The sequence below is a fragment of the Pseudomonas helleri genome, from assembly GCF_001043025.1.
Lineage (GTDB): Bacteria > Pseudomonadota > Gammaproteobacteria > Pseudomonadales > Pseudomonadaceae > Aquipseudomonas > Aquipseudomonas helleri.
On record NZ_JYLD01000001.1, the window covers coordinates 532,050 to 552,394 of the forward strand.

At 59.6% G+C, this 20,345-nt stretch carries 21 protein-coding genes and 1 other RNA gene; 12 read left to right on the forward strand and 10 right to left on the reverse strand.

Annotated features, from left to right (window positions below; genetic code table 11):
* Nucleotides 1-54: 54 nt before the first annotated feature.
* The 4 genes from TU84_RS02300 (at nucleotide 55) to TU84_RS02315 (ending at nucleotide 3,166) form a co-directional block, all read left to right on the forward strand.
* On the forward strand, nucleotides 55-975 hold the full coding sequence (locus TU84_RS02300) for an SPFH domain-containing protein (RefSeq protein ID WP_048366869.1): 921 nt from the start codon (nucleotides 55-57) through the stop codon (nucleotides 973-975).
* A 3-nt stretch (nucleotides 976-978) separates the two neighbouring features.
* Nucleotides 979-1,428 carry an NfeD family protein gene (locus TU84_RS02305; RefSeq protein WP_048366870.1) on the forward strand — a complete coding sequence of 150 codons (450 nt, stop codon included), beginning with the start codon at nucleotides 979-981 and terminating at the stop codon, nucleotides 1,426-1,428.
* Between the two features lie 65 nt (nucleotides 1,429-1,493).
* Nucleotides 1,494-1,805: a DUF2388 domain-containing protein gene (locus TU84_RS02310; protein ID WP_048366871.1), complete on the forward strand. Its 312-nt coding sequence runs from the start codon at nucleotides 1,494-1,496 to the stop codon at nucleotides 1,803-1,805.
* A gap of 218 nt (nucleotides 1,806-2,023) precedes the next feature.
* The gene (locus TU84_RS02315; RefSeq protein ID WP_048366872.1) at nucleotides 2,024-3,166 is read left to right on the forward strand and encodes a DegT/DnrJ/EryC1/StrS family aminotransferase; all 1,143 of its coding nucleotides are present in this window, start codon (nucleotides 2,024-2,026) and stop codon (nucleotides 3,164-3,166) included.
* A gap of 88 nt (nucleotides 3,167-3,254) precedes the next feature.
* On the opposite strand, the gene gcvH is transcribed toward TU84_RS02315, so the two are convergent.
* The 8 genes from gcvH to TU84_RS02355 form a co-directional block, all read right to left on the reverse strand.
* Nucleotides 3,255-3,638 (reverse strand): glycine cleavage system protein GcvH, encoded by a 384-nt coding sequence (gene gcvH, locus TU84_RS02320; protein WP_048366873.1) that lies wholly within the window; start codon nucleotides 3,636-3,638, stop codon nucleotides 3,255-3,257.
* 62 nt (nucleotides 3,639-3,700) lie between these two features.
* Nucleotides 3,701-4,783, reverse strand: coding sequence for a glycine cleavage system aminomethyltransferase GcvT (gcvT, locus tag TU84_RS02325; protein ID WP_048366874.1), 1,083 nt, complete (start codon nucleotides 4,781-4,783; stop codon nucleotides 3,701-3,703).
* A 156-nt stretch (nucleotides 4,784-4,939) separates the two neighbouring features.
* Nucleotides 4,940-6,556 carry an ABC transporter permease gene (locus TU84_RS02330; RefSeq protein ID WP_048366875.1) on the reverse strand — a complete coding sequence of 539 codons (1,617 nt, stop codon included), beginning with the start codon at nucleotides 6,554-6,556 and terminating at the stop codon, nucleotides 4,940-4,942.
* A 146-nt stretch (nucleotides 6,557-6,702) separates the two neighbouring features.
* Nucleotides 6,703-7,704: an extracellular solute-binding protein gene (locus tag TU84_RS02335; RefSeq protein WP_048366876.1), complete on the reverse strand. Its 1,002-nt coding sequence runs from the start codon at nucleotides 7,702-7,704 to the stop codon at nucleotides 6,703-6,705.
* Nucleotides 7,705-7,910: 206 nt separating this feature from the next.
* A complete protein-coding gene (locus tag TU84_RS02340; protein ID WP_164488134.1) occupies nucleotides 7,911-9,131 on the reverse strand; it encodes a 2-octaprenyl-3-methyl-6-methoxy-1,4-benzoquinol hydroxylase in 1,221 nt (406 codons plus the stop codon).
* Nucleotides 9,132-9,217: 86 nt separating this feature from the next.
* On the reverse strand, nucleotides 9,218-10,405 hold the full coding sequence (gene ubiH / locus TU84_RS02345) for a 2-octaprenyl-6-methoxyphenyl hydroxylase (protein WP_048366878.1): 1,188 nt from the start codon (nucleotides 10,403-10,405) through the stop codon (nucleotides 9,218-9,220).
* Nucleotides 10,402-11,736 (reverse strand): Xaa-Pro aminopeptidase, encoded by a 1,335-nt coding sequence (gene pepP / locus TU84_RS02350; protein ID WP_048366879.1) that lies wholly within the window; start codon nucleotides 11,734-11,736, stop codon nucleotides 10,402-10,404. Before pepP ends, ubiH begins: the two co-directional genes overlap by 4 nt.
* 29 nt (nucleotides 11,737-11,765) lie before the next feature.
* Entirely contained in the window at nucleotides 11,766-12,329 is a 564-nt protein-coding gene (locus TU84_RS02355; RefSeq protein WP_048366880.1) for a YecA/YgfB family protein, read from the reverse strand.
* A 134-nt stretch (nucleotides 12,330-12,463) separates the two neighbouring features.
* On the opposite strand from TU84_RS02355, the gene TU84_RS02360 reads away from it, so the two are divergent.
* From TU84_RS02360 to TU84_RS02370, 4 genes are all read left to right on the forward strand, one after another.
* Nucleotides 12,464-12,673 carry a TIGR02449 family protein gene (locus TU84_RS02360; RefSeq protein ID WP_048366881.1) on the forward strand — a complete coding sequence of 70 codons (210 nt, stop codon included), beginning with the start codon at nucleotides 12,464-12,466 and terminating at the stop codon, nucleotides 12,671-12,673.
* Nucleotides 12,670-12,987, forward strand: coding sequence for a cell division protein ZapA (locus TU84_RS02365; RefSeq protein WP_048366882.1), 318 nt, complete (start codon nucleotides 12,670-12,672; stop codon nucleotides 12,985-12,987). The genes TU84_RS02360 and TU84_RS02365 overlap by 4 nt, the downstream gene beginning before the upstream one ends.
* 31 nt (nucleotides 12,988-13,018) lie before the next feature.
* A non-coding RNA gene (gene ssrS / locus TU84_RS25405) (6S RNA) lies at nucleotides 13,019-13,196 on the forward strand.
* A gap of 89 nt (nucleotides 13,197-13,285) precedes the next feature.
* On the forward strand, nucleotides 13,286-13,891 hold the full coding sequence (locus TU84_RS02370; protein WP_048366977.1) for a 5-formyltetrahydrofolate cyclo-ligase: 606 nt from the start codon (nucleotides 13,286-13,288) through the stop codon (nucleotides 13,889-13,891).
* Nucleotides 13,892-13,935: 44 nt separating this feature from the next.
* On the opposite strand, the gene TU84_RS26255 is transcribed toward TU84_RS02370, so the two are convergent.
* On the reverse strand, nucleotides 13,936-14,085 hold the full coding sequence (locus TU84_RS26255; protein WP_088500273.1) for a hypothetical protein: 150 nt from the start codon (nucleotides 14,083-14,085) through the stop codon (nucleotides 13,936-13,938).
* A gap of 196 nt (nucleotides 14,086-14,281) precedes the next feature.
* Between TU84_RS26255 and TU84_RS02375 the strand changes: the two genes are divergently transcribed.
* From TU84_RS02375 to TU84_RS02390, 4 genes are all read left to right on the forward strand, one after another.
* Nucleotides 14,282-14,731: an EVE domain-containing protein gene (locus TU84_RS02375; protein ID WP_048366883.1), complete on the forward strand. Its 450-nt coding sequence runs from the start codon at nucleotides 14,282-14,284 to the stop codon at nucleotides 14,729-14,731.
* Between the two features lie 230 nt (nucleotides 14,732-14,961).
* A complete protein-coding gene (locus TU84_RS02380; protein ID WP_048366884.1) occupies nucleotides 14,962-15,927 on the forward strand; it encodes an HlyD family secretion protein in 966 nt (321 codons plus the stop codon).
* On the forward strand, nucleotides 15,924-18,659 hold the full coding sequence (gene rbbA / locus TU84_RS02385) for a ribosome-associated ATPase/putative transporter RbbA (protein ID WP_048366885.1): 2,736 nt from the start codon (nucleotides 15,924-15,926) through the stop codon (nucleotides 18,657-18,659). Before TU84_RS02380 ends, rbbA begins: the two co-directional genes overlap by 4 nt.
* Entirely contained in the window at nucleotides 18,659-19,777 is a 1,119-nt protein-coding gene (locus tag TU84_RS02390) for an ABC transporter permease (protein WP_048366886.1), read from the forward strand. The genes rbbA and TU84_RS02390 overlap by 1 nt, the downstream gene beginning before the upstream one ends.
* Before the next feature lie 105 nt (nucleotides 19,778-19,882).
* Here the strand turns inward: TU84_RS02390 and TU84_RS02395 are convergent, their stop codons facing one another.
* Nucleotides 19,883-20,287, reverse strand: coding sequence for a flagellar basal body-associated protein FliL (locus tag TU84_RS02395; RefSeq protein WP_048366887.1), 405 nt, complete (start codon nucleotides 20,285-20,287; stop codon nucleotides 19,883-19,885).
* Between the last annotated feature and the right edge of the window lie 58 nt (nucleotides 20,288-20,345).

Sequence of the window (20,345 nt, forward strand, 5' to 3'; positions counted from 1 at the left end):
CCTGCGCTCGGGCTGAGTTTTTCTCGGTCGATCCATCACAGACAAGGAAGGGTTATGCAAGTAGGTTCAGTGGTTCTGTTGTTTGTCGTACTGGCTATCGCCGTGCTCTTCATGGGCTTCAAGGTTGTCCCACAGGGTTATCAGTGGACAGTGGAGCGTTTTGGCCGATACACCAACACCCTTAAACCCGGCCTGAACATCATCATCCCGGTGATGGACCGCATCGGACGCAAGATCAACGTGATGGAAAGCGTGCTGGATATTCCGCCGCAGGAGGTCATTACCGCCGACAACGCCACCGTTCAAATTGATGCCGTGTGTTTTTTCCAGGTGGTTAATACGGCTCAGGCAGCGTACGAGGTTAACAACCTTGAGCACGCCATTCGCAACCTGCTGCAGACCAACATCCGCACAGTGCTCGGCTCGATGGAGCTAGACGCCATGCTCAGCCAGCGTGACGGGATCAACGAAAAGCTGTTGCGCACGGTCGATGAAGCAACTGCACCCTGGGGCATCAAAATCACCCGGATCGAGATCAAAGACATCAGCCCGCCCGCAGACCTGATGGCGGCAATGTCAGGGCAGATGAAAGCAGAGCGCATCAAGCGTGCACAGATCCTTGAGGCCGAAGGCCTGCGAGCCTCTGCGATCTTGACCGCCGAAGGTAAAAAACAGGCACAGATCCTCGAAGCCGAAGGCGGTCGTCAGGCAGCGTTCCTGGAATCTGAAGCCCGCGAACGTCAGGCCGAAGCAGAAGCCCGCGCGACACAAGTGGTTTCCGAAGCCATTGCCAACGGCAACGTACAAGCGATCAATTACTTTGTGGCGCAAAAGTACATTGATGCACTGGGCAAGCTCGCCTCTGCTGACAACAGTAAAGTTATCCTCATGCCACTGGAAGCCAGCCAGGTGATCGGCGCTGTAGGCGGCATCGGCGAGATCGTCAAAGCCACTTTCGACAACAAAAAGGCCTGAGGTATGTGGGAGTTCATGCAAAACCTCAGCTATTGGGACTGGTTGGCACTGGGCACCGTCCTGCTGATTCTGGAAGTGTTCGGCGCAGGCGGTTATCTGCTGTGGGTGGGCATTGCCGGGATTATTGTCGGTGTGGTGACCTTCCTGATACCCGCATTGTCTTGGGCGTTGCAACTCCCACTGTTTGGCATACTGGCGATCCTGACGGCGGTGTTCTGGTGGAAACGCCAGCGCAACATCGTCGCCCGCAGCGATCAACCTGAACTCAACAGTCGCGGCCACGAATTGATCGGCCGCACATTTGTTGTTCAACAAGCCATTGTGGAAGGTCGGGGCAAAATCAAGGTGGGTGACAGCGTGTGGATGGCGGTCGGCCCGGATGCTGAGGTAGGCACGCCGGTACGCGTTACGGCTCAACATGGAACCGTGTTAAGCGTTGAAATTGTGACGTGAGGTAACGGAACTCCCTGTCGGTTACTACAATCAAACAGGTAGCTAACCTTTTTGGAGTTCCTCTCATGCGCCTCAAATATGCTGTCGCCGCTGCTGCACTGTTGTCCCTTCCTGTTTCAGCCATGGCCGACGGCTTTTGGCGTGATGTCTTGTCTTCTGGGGCGACGACCGGTTCGACGTACCTGACCTTCAAAAAAGACCGCAAAGTGATTGCCGCTCAAGACGACGCGGGCAGCTTTGTCGCCAGCAACGGCGAAATTCGTGGGCCTTATCTGGAGTCGGCGATGCAGCAAGTGCGCTCAGACAACCCGAACTTGAAGGTCAGCGATATGGACCTGGCGAACGCGATTCTGGTCAAGAACGCTACAGCTGAGTAATCCCGATGTGTAGTCGCTGCCGCAGGCTGCGTTGAGGATCGCGCAGGCTTAGAAAACCGCGCGGGCTTTGAGAAAACGGATTGCTCCGCAATCCTTCGCAGCCTGCGGCAGCGACTACGGGCTATTTCATTCAGCTTTCATACAGAATTTTCACCGGCTGTGAACAACGCGCTGGGTATGCTTTACTCACCCAAATTCACATCGGACGTCTAGCCTCTATGAGTTCCCTGCCTTTCCTGCCGTTTTCCAAACCCACCATTGATGAAGCCACTATTGCTGCCGTCGGCGACGTGTTGCGCTCGGGCTGGATCACCAGCGGGCCAAAGGTTCAGGCGTTCGAGGCGCAGTTGTCCGAGTACTTTGGCGGGCGCCCGGTGCGCACGTTCAACTCCGGCACGTGCACCATGGAAATCGCCCTGCGCATCGCCGGTATCGGTGCGGGCGACGAGGTGATCACCACGCCTATTTCGTGGGTAGCCACCGCTAACGTGATCATCGAAGTCGGCGCCACCCCGGTGTTTGCAGACATCGACCCGGTGACCCGCAACATCGACCTGGCCAAGGTTGAAGCGGCCATCACGCCACGTACCAAAGCCATTATTCCGGTGTACCTGTCGGGCTTGCCTGTCGACATGGATGCGCTCTACGCACTGGCGAAAAAACACAACCTGCGCGTTGTCGAAGACGCCGCTCAAGCCCTGGGTTCGAGCTGGCAAGGTCAGCGCATTGGCGCTCGCGGTGATTTCGTGTCGTTCAGCTTCCAGGCCAACAAGAACATCACCTCGTCCGAGGGCGGTTGTCTGGTTCTGAACAACGAAGAAGAGGCCCGTCTGGCCGAGAAATATCGCCTGCAAGGCGTTACTCGCACCGGTTTTGACGGCCTGGATGTGGACGTGCTGGGTGGCAAGTTCAACATGACCGACATCGCAGCGGCGATCGGCCTGGGCCAATTTGCCCACATCGAAGCCATCACGGCGCATCGCCGTGAGCTGGCCAAGCATTACTTCGACTGCTTCGGCGCGGATTTTGAAGCCGAGTATGGCGCACAACTGCCGGTGGCTGACTTCACCAACACCAACTGGCACTTGTTCCAACTGGTCTTGCCCGAGCGCAAAGACGGCCAGCCAGCACGTGCGACCTTTATGAAAGAAATGCAGGCGTTGGGCGTCGGTATCGGTTACCACTACCCGCCGATTCACTTGCTGAGCTTGTACCGCGAGCGCGGGTTCAAGGAAGGGATGTTGCCGGTGGCCGAACGTGTAGGACGTTTAATCGTGTCCCTGCCGATGTTTACCGCCATGACCAAGGCCGATGTCGAGCGTTCAGTAGCGGCGGTTAAAGCCGTACTCAAAGACGCTTAACAGCCCATATCTGTAGGAGCGAGCTTGCCTCGCGATCTTTTAAAAGATCAAAAGATCGCGAGGCAAGCTCGCTCCTACAGGGTTTGGTTTACTCGCCGATAGCGGCTTTGTAGCCTGCAGCGTCCAGCAGTTTTTCCAGCTCAGCGGTGTTGGCTGGCTTGAGCTTGAAGATCCAGTTGGCGTACGAATCGTCGTTCAGCCCTTCTGGGGCATCCGCCAGACCTTCATTGACTGCAATCACTTCGCCCGACACTGGCGAGTAAATGTCCGAAGCGGCTTTTACCGACTCAACCACGCCCGCTGTATCAGCTGCGGCGAACACTGTGCCCACTTCCGGCAGCTCAACAAACACCACATCCCCCAGCGATTCTTGAGCGTGGTCGCTGATACCGACGGTAATCGAGCCATCAGCTTCCAGACGTGCCCACTCGTGACTTTCAGCAAAGCGCAGGTCCGCAGGGATATTGCTCATATTCAGTGTCCTCAAGAAGAAATGTCAGCGGCTCACACGGTTGGTGAGCCTGCCAGTAAACGTTAGATCAAGGCTTTGCCAAGACGAACAAAAGTCGGTTTAACCACGCGAACCGGGTACCACTTGCCACGAATTTCTACCTCGGCACGGTCAGCCGTTGCCATCGGAACTCGCGCCAATGCAATCGATTTGCTTAGCGTAGGAGAGAAGCTACCACTGGTGATCTCTCCTTCGCCAACATCTGCGATGCGAACGACCTGATGTGCACGCAGGACACCGCGCTCTTCCAGCACCAAACCCACCAGTTTGAGCCGCGAACCGCTGGCCTTTTCTGCCTCCAGCGCTTCGCGTCCGATGAAGTTACGCGAGGCGGGTTCCCAGGCGACAGTCCACGCCATATTGGCTGAAAGGGGCGAGACAGACAGGTGAATATCCTGCCCATACAGGTTCATGCCAGCCTCAAGACGCAAGGTGTCGCGCGCGCCCAAGCCTATCGGAGAAATGCCGGCGCCGACCAGATCGTTAAAGAACGCGGGCGCTTGATCGGCCGGGAGCACAATTTCCAGGCCGTCTTCACCGGTGTAGCCGGTGCGGGCGATAAACCAGTCGCCGCTGACCTGCCCTTCAAAGGGCTTGAGCTGCTGAATAAGCTGGCTACGAGACTGGCTCACCAGCTCGGCCACTTTGTGCCGGGCCTGTGGGCCTTGAATGGCCAGCAGCGCCAACTCGGGGCGCTCATGCAACTGCACGGCGTAGCCGCCCAGGTGGCTGTTCATCCAGGCCAGGTCCTGATCGCGGGTGGCGGCGTTGACGATAAGCCGATACCCCGTCGGCATCAGGTAGACGATCATGTCGTCCACCACTCCGCCGTTTTCGTTGAGCATGGCGCTATAAAGTGCGCGGCCGGGTGTGTTCAGACGTTCGACATCGTTTGCCAACAAATGCTGTAGCCATTCCTTGGCCTGATCCCCGGTGACGTCAATCACGGTCATATGCGAGACATCAAAAACCCCACAGTCGCGGCGCACCTCATGGTGCTCCTCAACTTGCGAGCCGTAATGCAAGGGCATATCCCAACCGCCAAAATCGACCATTTTCGCGCCTAAGGCGAGATGCAGGTCATACAGAGGCGTACGCTGTCCCATGGGTTTCTCCTTCCGGGCTTGGCGAAGGTGCGGACAGGCTTGTAGAACGTTTGAGGCTGTTGAAACAGGCCTTTGCGCGTTTAACAAACGACCTGGCCTGACAGACAGACCGCACCGAATGCCGCGCATTGTAGCCGTATGCAGGAGGACTGGCACCTAACCGTTGCGATGGGCCGAGCGGCGAATCAGGCCGATCACCGGTAGCAAACCCACCAGCACCAAGGTCAATGCTGGCAGGGACGCCCGCGCCCACTCGCCCTCACTGGTCATCTCAAAGATCCGTACCGCCAGCGTGTCCCAGCCGAATGGGCGCATCAGCAAGGTGGCAGGCATCTCTTTGAGTACATCGACAAACACCAGCAGCGCAGCGCTCAGAGTGCCCGGCAGGAGTAACGGCAGATACACTTTGAAAAACAGTCGCGGGCCACTTACACCCAGGCTGCGGGCCGCCTCGGGCAAAGACGGTCGAATCCGCGCCAGGCTATTTTCCAGCGGGCCATAGGCCACTGCGATAAAACGCACCAGATACGCCAGCAGCAACGCCGACAAACTGCCCAGCAACAGCGGCTTGCCCGCCCCGCCCAACCAGCCCGACACCGGCACCACCAGCTCGCGGTCCAGGTAGCTGAAGGCCAACATGATCGACACCGCCAACACCGAGCCCGGCAAGGCATACCCGAGATTCGCCAGGCTGACCCCGGCGCGAATCGCCGGGGTCGGCGCCTGACGCCGGGCAAACGCCAGCACCAGCGCCACGCAGACGGTAATCAGCGCGGCCATGCTGCCCAGATACAGGGTGTGCAGGATCAGCCCGGTGTAGCGCTCATCCAGGTCAAAGCGCCCGCGCTGCCAGAACCACACCATCAATTGCAGCAGCGGGATGACAAAGGCGCAGGCAAACACCAGCAGGCACCAGCCGCTGGCCAGCCAGGCTTTGGGGCCGCGCAAGTGATACAGGGCCTTGATCCGTGGCCGCTCGTTGCTGGCCCGGCTGGCACCCCGCGCCCGGCGTTCACCGTAAAGCACGACCATCACTACCAGCAGCAACAGGCTGGCCAGTTGGGCGGCGGTCGACAGGCTGAAAAAGCCATACCAGGTTTTGTAGATCGCGGTGGTAAAGGTGTCGAAGTTGAACACCGAGACGGCGCCAAAATCGGCCAAGGTTTCCATCAGCGCCAACGCCACACCGGCGCCAATGGCCGGGCGCGCCATGGGCAAGGCGACCCGCCAGAACGCCTGCCACGGGCTTTGCCCCAGAATGCGGGCGGCTTCCATCAGGCCTTTGCCCTGGGCCAAAAAGGCGGTGCGCGCCAGCAGGTACACGTAGGGGTAGAACACCAGAATCAACACGATGATCACACCGCCCGTGGAGCGTACCCGAGGCAGCCGCAGGCCCATGCCAAACCATTCTCGCAACAGGGTTTGCACCGGCCCGGCGAAGTCCAGCAGGCCGACAAAGACAAACGCCAGCACATAAGCCGGAATCGCAAACGGCAGCATCAGCGCCCAGTCCAGCCAGCGCCTGCCGGGGAACTCGCAGAGGCTGGTCAGCCACGCCAGACTGACCCCGAGCAAGGTCACCCCAATGCCTACGCCGACAATCAGCGTCAGCGTGTTGCCCAGCAGGCGCGGCATCTGTGTGTCCCACAAATGGCTCCAGATCTGGCCGTCAATGTTTTGCCAGGACAGCAGCAAAACGCTCAGCGGCAGCAACACCAGAGCGGCAATGGTAAAGACCAGCGGATACCAGCGACGTTGGGCAGGATGGGCCACGAAAAACTCTCGGAAGGGTGTGGAAGTATCAGAAAACAATGTGGGAGCGGGCTTGCTCGCGATGCAGGCACCTCGGTCTCATCAGAAACCACGGTGATGCTATCGCGAGCAAGCCCGCTCCCACAGGTTTATGCGCTAAAACTAACTCAATTCCAGCCAGCGCGGTCCATCATGCGGATCGCTTCAGCCTGGCGCTTGCCCGCCACTTCAACCGGCAGTACGTCAGCCTTGAACTTGCCCCAGCTGGCCACTTCGGCCGAGGGCTCAACGCTCGGGTTGGCCGGGAATTCCTGGTTGGTGTCGGCAAAAATCGTTTGGGCTTCAGGGGTGGTCATCCACTCCACCAGCGCTTTGGCGGCGTCAGGGTGCGGCGCGTACTTGGTCAGGCCAATACCCGACAGGTTGACGTGAACCCCGCGGTCAGACTGGTTCGGCCAGAACAGTTTTACCGCCAGGTCAGGCTTTTGCTTGTGCAGGCGGCCGTAGTAGTAGGTGTTGACGATGCCGACGTCGCATTGCCCGGCGTTGATCGCTTCCAGCACCGCGATGTCATCGGAGAACACGTCGGTAGACAGGTTGTTGACCCAGCCTTTGAGGATCTCTTCAGTTTTTTGCGGGCCATTCACTTCGATCATGGTCGCGGTCAATGACTGGTTGTAGACCTTCTTCGCGGTGCGCAGGCACAGGCGCCCTTCCCACTTTTTGTCTGCCAGCGCTTCGTAGGTCGACAGCTCGTCTGGCTTGACCCGGTCGGAGGCGTAAGCGATGGTCCGCGCGCGCAGGCTCAAGCCCGTCCACTCGTGGCTCGAGGAGCGGTATTGAGGCGGGATGTTTTTATCGATGATCTCGGACTTGATCGGCTGCAAGATGCCCATTTGCTCGGCTTGCCACAGGTTACCGGCGTCTACGGTGAGCAACAGGTCAGCCGTGGCGTTTTGGCCTTCAGCCTTGATGCGCTGCATAAGCGGCGCTTCCTTGTCGGTAATGAACTTGACCTTGACCCCGGTTTTCGCGGTGTAGGCGTCAAATACCGGCTTGATCAGCTCGTCGATGCGCGAGGAATAAACCACCACTTCATCGGCAGCAAAAACGCTGCTCCCGAACACGGTAAGGGCCAGGGCAGTCAGTAGACGCTTGGGTGCCAGCATGGAGGGCGGTCTCTCTAATGCGAATCGGGCGTAAATGGTAGTGAATCACATTTGCCAGCTCAACCGAACTCGCCCCCGAGGCGTTACCAGATGTTGCAGATAACCAAAATCCCCCTGTAGGAGCGAGCTTGCTCGCGATCTTTTGGTCTTTAAAAGATCGCGAGCAAGCTCGCTCCTACAGGGTCCGCGTTCGATTAGATGTATTCCTACAAAGCCTTGGCCAGCGGCGGCAGGTCGCCGGTGAGGCCCAGCGCCTGGCGCACGAACAGGGCTTTGGCTTCGGGCATTTGGTTGACCCATTTCAAGCCGGTGTTGCGCACCAGCCGTGCTGTCAGCGAGTCCGACTGGAACAAGCGTTCAAAGCCTTCCATGGCCGCCATCAGCGCCAGGTTGTGGGGCATGCGACGCCGCTCGTAGCGGCTCAGTACCCGCACATCGGCCAGGCGCTCACCACGGTCCGCCGCGTGCAGCAGTACATCGGCCAGCACGGCGGCATCCAGAAAGCCCAAATTCACGCCCTGCCCGGCCAGCGGGTGAATGGTGTGCGCCGCATCACCGATCAGCGCCAGACCTTCGGCCACGTAGCGTTTGGCATGGCGTTGGCGCAGCGGCACGCACACTCGCGGGTCGGCACTGAGCACCGTGCCCAAGCGGCCTTCAAAGGCAAATTCCAGTTCGCGGCAAAACCCCTCGTCGTCCAGCGCCATCAACGCCTGCGCTTGTTCCGGGGTGGTCGACCAGACGATTGAACACCAGTCTTGCTGCCCTTCGCGCTCCAGCGGCAAAAACGCCAGCGGGCCATGGTCGGTGAAGCGCTGCCAGGCAGTCTGCTGATGCGCCTGTGCGCAACGCACGCTGGTGACGATGGCATGATGCTGATAATCCCACTCACGGGTCTCACAGCCGGTCAGGCGGCGTACAGCCGAGTTAGCGCCATCGGCGGCGATCACCAGCGGCGCGCGCAAGGTGCGGCCATCGGCCAGGGTCAGCAGCCAGTCATCAGCCGAACGGCGCATTTGTTCAAGACGTGCATTGGCCAGCATCTGGATGCCGGAGTCTTGCAGACGCTCCAGCAACGCGTCCTGCACCACACGGTTTTCAACGATATGGCCCAGCACGTCGGCGTGCACACTGGCCGCCGAAAAGTGGATGTGCCCGGTGCCGCTGCCGTCCCACACGTGCATGTGCGAGTACGGGCTGGTGCGCCGTGCGCGAATACCGTCCCAGGCGCCAAGGCGTTGCAGGATGCGCTGGCTGGCCGCCGACAAGGCGCTGACCCGGGGTTCAAAGGTGTCTTGAGCGGTGAAGGGTTTGACGCTGAGCGGGCTGCCGTCGAGCAGCACCACGTTCAGCCCGCTGTCTTTGAGCGCCAGCGCCAAAGCGCTTCCGACCATTCCGGCCCCGACAATCAGCACATCTGCGCGCATTTCCATGCTTTAAGCCTGTCTCGCTAGCGGCTTGCGCCGCATCTAAAAAGGGTCGACACAGGGCGCGGTAAACGCCCCGGCCGCTATCAGCTGTCTGCGCGCGTGCCCAGGCCCATGGCCTGACGGGCAAACCAGCGCTTGGCAGGCGGCAGTACATCGAGGCCCAGCAACCCCAGATTGCGGCCAAACGAAATCAGCGTCTGGTCACTGCCAAAAAGCCGCGTCACTTGATCGGAGAAGCCAATGGTCAATTGCTGGTCCAACTGTTGACGCTGTTGATAACTCAGCAAGGTGGCCAGCTCGCCGGGCTTTTGCTCGCTGGTCAGCAAGGCATCGGCCAACGCCTGGGCGTCACGCAACGACAGGTTGAAACCCTGGCCGGCAATCGGGTGCAGGCTGTGCGCCGCGTTGCCCAACACCACCAGGTGCGGGCGTACCTGCTCTTCGGCTTCAACCAGCACCAGCGGGTACAAGTGGCGTGCACCGACTTGTTCAAGGGTGCCCAGGCGATAGCCAAATACAGCCTGCAACTCGCTGAGGAAACTGCGCTCATCAAGTGCCGCCAGACGCTGAGCGTCCATGCCCAGGCGGGTCCAGACCAGCGCGCAGCGGTTGTCTGGCAACGGCAGCAAGGCCATCGGCCCTTCGTCGGTAAAACGCTCAAACGCCATTCCGTCATGGGGCTGGCTAGTGGTGATGTTGGCGATGAGCGCGCTCTGGTCATAAGGCCGCTTGCGCACATGAATGCCCAACTGCTCGCGCAGGCCGGAACGCCCGCCATCGGCCAGCACCGCCAAGTCGCAATCGAGGGTGGTTTCATCATTGAGGGTCAGGCGATAGCCATCCTCAAGCGGCTGCATGTGGATAACTTCAGCCGAGCAACGCCAACTAATAACGTCCGGGTCCAGACTTTTCCACAGGCATTGGCCGAGCCAGGCGTTTTCGACCACGTACCCGAGTGCGGGCACGCCTTCATCGCTGGCCGACAAGCGCGCGGTAGAGAAACGCCCGCGATCGGACACGTGAATGTCTTTGATCGGCTCGCCCCGCTCAACAATCGATTCCCACACGCCCAAGCGCTCATAAATAAGCCGGGCGCCATAGCTCAGCGCCGATGAACGGGCGTCGTAGCTAGGCTGGTAGGTGTTGCCGGGGGCGAAGGGTTCGATCAGCACGATCTTCCAGCCGCGCGCCTTGGCGCCGGCCTGCAACGCCAAAGCCAGGCTGGCGCCAACCAGACCGCCACCAATAATTGCCAGATGGACGCGACTCATGCCGCGTTCGCTCGTGCGGCCGCCATCAAGGCTTCAATCTCGGCGACGGTTTTGGGCACGTCAGCGGTCAGGATTTCACAGCCATTTTTGGTGACCACAACGTCATCCTCGATGCGCACGCCGATCCCGCGCCATTTTTTGGCGACGTGCAGGTTGTTCGGGCTGATGTAGATGCCGGGTTCAACGGTCAGGGTCATGCCGGGTTCCAGCACGCGCCACTCACCGCCCACTTTGTATTCGCCAACGTCATGCACATCGAGCCCCAGCCAATGGCCAGCCCGGTGCATGTAAAACGCTTTGTAGGCTTCGCTGGCAATCAGTTCGTCAACGTCACCTTGCAACAGACCCAGTTCAACCAGCCCGGCGGTGATCACCTGAACGGTTATTTCGTGGGCCTGGTTCCAGTGTTTATTCGGCGCAATTTCGCTGAACGCGGCTTCTTGCGCAGCCAGCACCAGCTCATAGATGGCTTTTTGCTCGGGGGAGAACTGACCGCTCACGGGGAACGTACGGCTGATGTCACTGGCGTAGCAGTCAATCTCGCAGCCCGCATCGATCAGCACCAGGTCGCCGTCCTTGAGCAGGGCGTCGTTTTCCTGGTAGTGCAGGATGCAGCTGTTATCACCCGATGCGACGATCGAGCCATAAGCCGGCATTTTCGCGCCACTTTTACGGAATTCGTAATCCAGTTCGGCCTCCAGGCTGTATTCGTGCAGCCCGGCGCGGCTGGCCTGCATCGCACGGATGTGCGCGCGGGCCGATATTTGCGCCGCGTGGCGCATGACCTTGATCTCTGCCGCCGATTTATACAGGCGCATGTCATGCAGCAGATGATCCAGCGCAACGAATTCGTTGGGCGGCTGAGCACCGAGGCTGGCCTTGGAGCGAATGGTGTTGATCCACTCCATGAGGTGGCGGTCGAACTCGGGGTTGTTGCCCATCGCCGAATACACCCGGTCGCGGCCTTCAATCAGCCCCGGCAAAATGTCGTCAATATCGGCGATCGGGAAGGCATCGTCTGCGCCATAGTCACGCATGGCGCCTTCTTGCCCGGCGCGCAAACCGTCCCACAATTCGCGCTCGGCATTGCGTTCACGGCAAAAAAGCACGTACTCGCCGTGGGCACGACCAGGGATCAGGACGATCACCGCCTGCGGCTCGGGGAAGCCGCTCAGGTACTGGAAGTTGCTGTCCTGGCGGTACACATATTCAACGTCGCGATTGCGCACCGCCACTGCGGCAGCGGGCAGAATCGCAATGCTGTTGGGCTCCATCTGCGCCATGAGCGCCTTGCGGCGGCGGGTGTATTCCGATTTCGGGATATGGATCATGGGCAGACGGATTCCTTCTTGAAGATCAATCAGTGCAGCGAAGGTTTCGCAGCGACAGCCTCAGCAGGCTTTTTAGTCTCGGTGAACAGCAGCAGCGGCGCGACGCGCAGGTATTCCATGACTTCCATGTAGTCGCTTTCGCCGTCGTCCGACTCTTCCAGGGCGTCTTGCACCTGGGCAATGGCGGCCAGGTCCTGCAGCACTTCCTTGCCTTCTTCGCTCAAGGCATTGTCACGGTAGTTCAGGCCAAAACCGGCCAGGAAACCCTGGCACCATTCGCCCAGCGCAGCCGCGCGCTCGGCCAGTGGCACGTCATCGGACGGCAACAGCAGCACGACGGTCATGTCGTCACCGGTCAGTTCACCCTTGACCATCTCTTGCAAACCGATCAAGGCATTGCGTACGTTGTCACTGATTTCATTTTCGCTTTGGAACAGTTCGGTCGCGTCAGCCAGCCAGCCGTCGTGATCGAAGCCGGCGCCAGCCGCACTGCGACCAAGCAACAGGCCGTGCAGTTCTGCAGGCGAAACAGTGTGGCCGCTGGTAGACAGCAGGTTGGCAAAGGCGTGATACGGGGAGTTCTGAATAGGCATGGTCAGCTAGGCGCCAAGCGGCGCTATGTCTAGAATGGAGGCCTTGTATCCTAGCATCGGCAGACGGGCTAGACCATCGAGGCGTCAACTGGCTTGGCAGTCCCCCTCCATCAGAAAATACACAGTAGGACACAATGGAAGACAGCGACCTGCATGCACTGATGGCTAGACTCGAGTTGCTGATTACACGAGTCGAGCAACTTAAACGCCAAAACGGACTCTTAGTAGCTCAGGAAAAGACTTGGCGCGAAGAACGCGCGCACCTCATTGAAAAAAACGAAATCGCCCGGAACAAGGTGGAATCGATGATTTCGCGTCTCAAAGCCCTGGAGCAAGACTCATGAGTACAAGCAGTAGCGTCACCGTACACATCCTCGATAAAGAGTATTCGATCATGTGCCCCCAGGAAGAGCGCGCCAATCTGGTGAGTGCTGCACGTTACCTGGACGGCAAGATGCGCGAAATCCGCAGCAGCGGCAAAGTCATCGGGGCTGACCGTATCGCCGTGATGGCCGCACTGAACATCACCCACGACCTGCTGCACAAGCAGGAAACACCCGAAGTACAGACCAGCAGCGCAACGCGTGAACACGTCCGCGACCTGCTCGATCGCGTCGACCTGGTGTTGGCCACTGATCCGAACGAACGTCAGAGCTGATTCAAAACGTTTCTTTGGGGTATACTCTCGCCACTCCCTGGAGTATTCGCCAGTTAGCGATGTCCCTGAGCCGATTCGCAATACCCTGGAGCTTGCACGTTGGGCCGGTGTGCATGTCCGCTAGACGGAAAGCCTTAAGGTCTACTGCAACTTCCACCTTGAACTTTCGGGTTCAAGGGCCAAGCCGACAGCGGTACGTCGGGGAGCCTGATTTCCAAGTGCAATGCCAGCCTGCTGCTGGCATTGGCTGACTACGAGCCAACCGCCCGGTGGGCTCGATCTCAAACAGCACGCCATCATGACCGAACCTGCGACGCCCTCCCGCCCGCAACTTCGCCGACTGCTGCGTAAAGCCCGCCGCGAATTGTCGCCCTGCGAGCAACGTCAGGCAGCCCGTGGCCTGTATCGCCAATTGGCGCAGCATCCGCTGTTTCGCCGCGCCAAACACATCTCGCTGTACCTGCCCACCGACGGTGAAATAGACCCGCGCCTGTTGCTGCGTGAAGCACAGCGCCGGGGCAAGATCACCTACCTGCCGGTGCTCAGCGCCTGGCCCAAAACCAAGATGGTGTTCCAGCGTTATGCGCCGGGCGAAAAGCTGATCCCCAACCGCTTCCGGATCCTGGAGCCGCGCATCAATCGCGCACGCCAACGCAAAGTCTGGGCTCTGGACCTGGTGTTGTTGCCATTGGTGGGGTTTGATGCGAAGGGTGGCCGACTGGGCATGGGCGGCGGTTTTTATGACCGCAGCCTCGCGTACCTGGCGCGCCGCCAAAGCTGGCGCAAACCGACGCTGCTGGGCCTGGCCCATGAATGTCAAAAAGTCGGGAGTCTGGCTCAAGCCAGCTGGGATGTACCGTTACACGGCACGGTCTCGGACACGCAGTGGTACGTCGCGCACTGACCCTCAAGGCATCACGTTGCTGCGATGCCTTCGTTCATGAGTGGTTAGCGTTTGAAAGGTTGTACTTGCTGTTGCGCCAGTTCAATCGGTGAATCGTTTGAAGTTGACCAGAGGCTTTGCGCATAACCGGTTGTCACCACGCCCAGACCGAACAAAATAACCAGCACCCACAGTAAATCCGGTTTGCGTTTCATCGATTGCCCCCCTTCAGGCACATCAACACGATGACAGCAACGGTTTTTGTTATAGGCCGTGCAGCAACGTCAAGCTTAAAATGGCGGCATTCTGAGGCAACACGAACAGACACGCAAACGCTGGTGTCAACCGATTGTCGGTTTATCCAAATGTTGCCCGGCTAAATAACTACGCCATGTTTCAGGAGCCCAAAAAATGGCCTATTGGTTGATGAAATCCGAGCCTGACGAGTTTTCAATCAAGGACTTGCAGAAGATCGGCGAAGCTCGCTGGGACGGTGTGCGCAACTATCAGGCGCGCAATTTCATGCGTGCCATGGCCGTGGGCGACGAGTTTTTCTTTTATCACTCAAGCTGCCCGGAGCCGGGTATTGCTGGAGTCGGCCGAATCGCCCAGGCCGCTTACCCGGATCCGACAGCCCTCGATCCCGAAAGCCATTATTTCGACCCCAAGGCCAGCCCCGAGAAAAACCCGTGGAGCGCACTGCAAGTCGCCCACGTGCACACCTTCCCCAGGGTGATCAAGCTCGACTACCTCAAACAGCAAAGTGCACTGGCTGAAATGCCACTGGTACAAAAAGGCAGTCGCTTATCGGTGATGCCGGTGACGGCCGAGGAGTGGGCGGTGGTGATGGGGTTGCTGTAGCCCCACCTGCAACTCCACCTGTAGTCGCTGCCGCAGGCTGCGATTTGGGTCGCAGCGACGTTGAGAAAACGGGTTGCTCCGCAACCCTTGTCAGCTCTTCGCAGCCTTCGGCAGCGACTACAGGCAACTTTCGGCTTTAGCGTCTACGCTCTGATCTTCCTTTGACTGGCATCAAGAGCCCTGCGCCTTGAAACCGTCAAACTAGAGCGCTCTGTGACCAGGATGTCGGCATGTCGAAGAATCACCGCATTTCCCATTATTTCGTTATCCCTTTGGCGATTCTGCTGGTGGCAGCAGGCGGGTTTGGTTACTGGAAATCCCAGCATGACCGGCTCCCCGAAGGCATCAGCATGGGCAATGGCCGACTTGAATCCACAGAAGTCCAGATCGCCGCCAAGATCCCCGGCCGCCTGGCCGAGGTGCTGGTCGATGAAGGTGACCGCGTGACCAAGGGCCAATTGTTGGCCCGCATGGACACCCGCACGCTGGAAGCCAGCCGCGTCCAGGCCCAGGCCGAAGTGCAGCGCGCCCGCCAGGCCATGGCCGCCAACGAGGCCAACGTGCAATTGCGCCAGAGCGAAAAACTGCTGGCCAGCCAGGAACTCAAGCGCACCCGCCAACTGTCGCAACGCGGCTTTGCCAGCGGCCAGCAAGTCGACCAGCAGCAAGCCCAATTCGACACCAGCAACGCCGCCGTGACTGCCGCCCAGGCCCAGGTCGCCGCAGCCAAAGCGGCCATCGCGTCCAGCGAAGCCCAAGTGGCGCAACTCACCAGCGAAATCGAAGACAGCAGCCTGCGCGCGCCCATCAACGGCGTGATCCAGCTGCGTCTGGCCGAGCCCGGTGAAGTGTTGGGTTCGGGTGGCCGGGTGTTCATGATGATCGACCCGAGCGACCAGTACATGAACCTGTACCTGCCCGCCGCCGTGGTCGGCAAACTGACCGTGGGCGCCGAGGCGCGTATCGTGCTCGATGCCCTGCCCGATCAGGCGTTGCCCGCCAAAATTTCCTTTGTCGCGGCCAAGTCGCAGTTCACCCCCAAAGAAGTTGAAACCCGCGATGAGCGCCAAAAACTGGTGTTCCGCGTCAAATTGCGCCTGACCGATCCTGAGGCCGTGCCCCAGGCCAAGCCAGGCATGCCGGGCGCAGGCTATGTGCGAACCGCCGATGTGGACTGGCCGGCTAATCTGCAATGAGCGACCTGGCGCTCAACGCCAGTGGCATCAACCACTGGTATGGCAAACAACAGGCGCTGATCGACGTTGCGTTCAGCCTGCCCAAAGGCACACGCTGCGGCCTGATTGGCCCGGATGGTGCGGGTAAATCGAGCCTTCTCGGGCTGATTGCCGGGGTCAAAAAACTCCAGCAAGGCACCCTTGAGGTACTGGGCGGCCCGATTGATGACCGCCATCACCGCAACACGCTGTACCCGCTGATTGCCTTTATGCCCCAAGGGCTGGGCGGCAACCTTTACCCCGAATTGTCCATCAGTGAAAACATCCGCTTTTTCGGCACGCTGTTCGGCCTGTCTAAAAAAGAATGCGAAGAACGCATGGAGCAGTTGCTCAAGGCGACTGACCTGGAGCGCTTTGCCGATCGCCCGGCGGGTAAGCTCTCGGGCGGCATGAAACAAAAGCTCGGCCTGTGCTGCGCACTGATACACGAGCCTGACTTGCTAATTCTCGATGAGCCCACCACCGGCGTTGACCCGCTGTCGCGGCGGCGCTTTTGGGAGTTGGTCGAAGACGTACGCAGCCAGCGCCCGCAACTGACGCTGCTGGTGGCCACGGCGTACATGGAAGAGGCCGAGCAATTTGAACACTGCCTGATGCTCGACCGGGGCAAGCTGATTGCCGCAGGCTTGAGCGAAGAGCTGGCCGCCGCATCGCCCAACGGCAAGCTGGATGAAGCCTTTACCCACTACCAGGGCGACAGTGGTCACAGCAATGAGCCGCTGGTGATTCCACCCCGGGTCGGCGACAACAGCGACATCGCCATTGAAGCCCATGACCTGACGCTTAAGTTCGGCGATTTCACCGCTGTAAACAAAGTCAGCTTTGCCATTGGCCGAGGCGAGATTTTCGGCTTTTTGGGCTCCAACGGCTGCGGCAAAACCACCACCATGAAAGTGCTGACCGGCTTGATGCCGGCCACCGAAGGCAGCGCCAAACTGCTGGGCAACCCGGTGAACGCCAAAGACCTGGCCACCCGCAAGCGCGTCGGCTTTATGTCGCAAAGCTTCTCGCTGTACGGCGAGTTGAGCGTGCGCCAGAACCTGGTGCTGCACGCGCAGTTATTCGACCTGCCCAAAGATGAAAGCCAGGCACGCATTGAAGAGCTGATCGAGCGGTTTGACCTGGGCGACGTCGCCGATCAACAGTCCGGCGAATTGCCGCTGGGCCTGCGTCAGCGTTTGTCTTTAGCGGTTGCCGTGCTGCACCGCCCCGAAGTGCTGATCCTCGATGAACCGACCTCCGGCGTTGACCCCGCCGCTCGCGATGACTTCTGGCGGCTGTTGATCGAGCTGTCGCGGGACCAGGGGGTGACGATCTTTTTGTCGACCCACTTTATGAACGAAGCCCAGCGCTGTGACCGCATCTCGTTGATGCACGCGGGCAAGGTACTGGCCTGCGATACGCCCGATGCGCTGCAACAGCAGTTCAAGGGTGAAACCCTGGAAGCCGCGTTTGTGACGTGCCTTGAGCAGGCGCAAAACGATCAGGGTGCCACCGCCCCGCCGCCCGACACCGAGGCCATCGCCGCACCAGCCGCCCATGCGCCGCCCCCGCCGAGCAAGAGCGGGTTCAGCCTGACGCGGTTGATTGCCGTAGCCAGCCGTGAATCCAAAGAACTGTTGCGCGACAAGGTGCGCATGGCCTTCGCCTTGCTGGGCGCCGTGTTCATGATGGTGATCTTTGGCTATGGCATTTCGCTGGACGTGGAAAACCTCGCGTTCGCCGTCTACGACCAGGACCAGACACCCCAAAGCAGGGCCTACCTTGAGGCATTCCGCAGTTCACGGTATTTCGAAGAGCACGCACCCATCCAGAGCCCCGAAGAACTGCACAAACGCTTGCAACGCTCCGAGATCAAAATCGCCCTGGAGATACCGCCGGGCTTTGGCCGCGACCTGTATGCCGGGCGCCAGCCCACGGTGGCGGCCTGGATTGATGGCGGCATGCCGTTTCGTGCAGAAACCAGCCGCAGCTACGTCCAGGCGGTGCACCAGGGCAACCTCGAACAGTTGAGCACCCTGAGCAGCCTGGCGCAAAACAAACAGTCTGCGGCCAAACTCGAAGTGCGTTTTCGTTACAACCAAGACGTTATCAGCGTGAACGCCATCGGCCCCGGCGTGATGGCGCTGATTCTCGCGTTTATCCCGGCCATGCTCACCGCGCTTGGGATCGTGCGTGAAAAGGAGCTGGGCTCCATTACCAACTTCTACGCCACGCCGTTGACCCGCCTGGAGTTTTTGCTGGGCAAACAGGCGCCGTATCTGGCGGTCAGTCTGGTCAACCTGGCGTTGCTGGTGGCCATGAACCGCTGGCTGTTTGGCGTTCCGTTTAAAGGTAGCGGCCTTACCCTGGCGTTGGGCGGCGTGCTGTATGTGCTGTCGACCACCAGCATGGGGCTACTGATTTCGGCGTTCACCCGCACCCAGATTGCCGCCATCCTGGGCACCATGATCATCACCAGCCTGCCGACCATTCAGTTCTCCGGGCTGATCGTGCCGCGCTCTTCGCTGGACGGTTCAGCGGCGCTGATGGGCATGTTGTTCCCCGCCGGGCACTTCCTTGATATTGCCGTGGGCACCTTCACCAAAGCGCTGGACCTTCGCCAGCTATGGCCGCAATGCCTGGCGCTGTTCGGGTTCTTCGTCGCCTTTACCGGCCTGAGCCTGATCATGCTCAAGAAGCAGGAGGTCTGATGCATAAGCTCTCGCACATCCTGCGCCTTGGCCTCAAAGAACTCACCAGCTTGCGTCACGACAGCGTGTTGCTGCTGTTCTTGCTGTACGCCTTTACGGTGGCGATTTACATGCCAGCGGCGGGCTCCATCATTGGCGTGCATAACGCCAGCGTGGCGATCATCGACGAAGACCACAGCGCGCTGTCACGCAAGCTCAGTGAATCGCTGCTGCCCCCGGAATTCAAAACCCCGCAAGCCCTGCCCTATGACCAACTCGATGAAGCGTTGGACAAAGGCGAATACACCTTCGTGATCAACGTACCCGCCAACTTCCAGGCCGATTTACTGGCCGGCCGCGAGCCCGCTGTACAGCTCAACGTGGATGCCACCGCCATGAGCCAGGCGTTTATGGGCGCGGGGTATATCGGGCAGATCTTCCAGCGCGAATTGCTCGATTACGCGGGGCAAGCCAACGCGGGCGCGAAAGCCCCGGCACTGATCAGCAGCCGCCCATTGTTCAACCCGAACCTGGAAGGCGGCTGGTTTTTGGCGGTGATTCAAATCGTCAACAACATCACCATTTTGGCCATCGTACTGACCGGGACCGCGCTGCTGCGTGAGCGTGAACACGGCACCCTGGACCACTTGCTGGTGTTGCCGCTGACCGCACTGGAAATCATGCTCGCGAAGATCTGGAGCAACATGCTGGTCGTGGTGGTGTGCACCTGGCTGTCACTGGAGATCATCGTTAAATGGGCGCTGGGCGTGCCGCTGTCGGGTTCGCTGGCGTTGTTTTTGATGGTCACCGCGCTGTACCTGTTTGCCAGTACCGCGCTGGGGATCTTCCTCGCCACGTTGGCCCGCTCAACACCGCAGTTTGGTCTGTTGGCGATCCCGGTGATCATCCCCATGCTGCTGCTCTCGGGCGGCAGCACACCGCTGGACAGCATGCCCGAATGGCTGCAATGGGTCATGCAATGCTCGCCCTCCACCCACTTTGTGAGCTTGAGCGCGGCTATCTTGTTCCGGGGTGCGGGGGTTGATGTGGTGTGGCCGGACCTGCTGGCCCTGACGGCGATTGGCCTGGTGTTCTTTGCTGTCGCGCTGGCGCGGTTCCGCAAGAGTTTGGCGTCGTAAGGCCCTCTACTCTTGTAGGAGCGAGCTTGTCTCGCGATCTTTTGAGCTTTTAAAAAGATCGCGAGACAAGCTCGCTCCTACAGTTTGTAATTCAGCGCGAATCGTTTACTGAACAATCAAATTATTGAACAGCAGGTCTTCCACCATTGGCTTGCCGGTCTCGTCCGTCATGACTTGTTGCACTTGTTTCAGTGCTTCCTGGCGCACTTTCTCTTTGGCTTCGACACTGCCCAAACTCTCGCTGGTTTGCTGGGTAAACAAGCCCACCAACTGGTTACGGATCAACGCGTCATTGGCCTTGACCGCCTTCGCCGCTTCGTCACTCGATACGCGCAGCGAGATATCGGCCTTGTACACCTTAAGCTTCGGGCTGCCGTCCAGCCCGTAATTGCCCACAAACGGTGGGCTCATGGTGATGTAGCTAACCTTCGCGGCGCCTTCTGTCGCTTCTTCGGCAAGCGCCGTCATCGGCAAGGTCAGAGCCAGCAGCAATACAATCCACGCTTTCACAATTCGCTCCTTTGTTCGAGATGGCGGTAAGCATACCGGGGCAGCTTACAAACCTGTC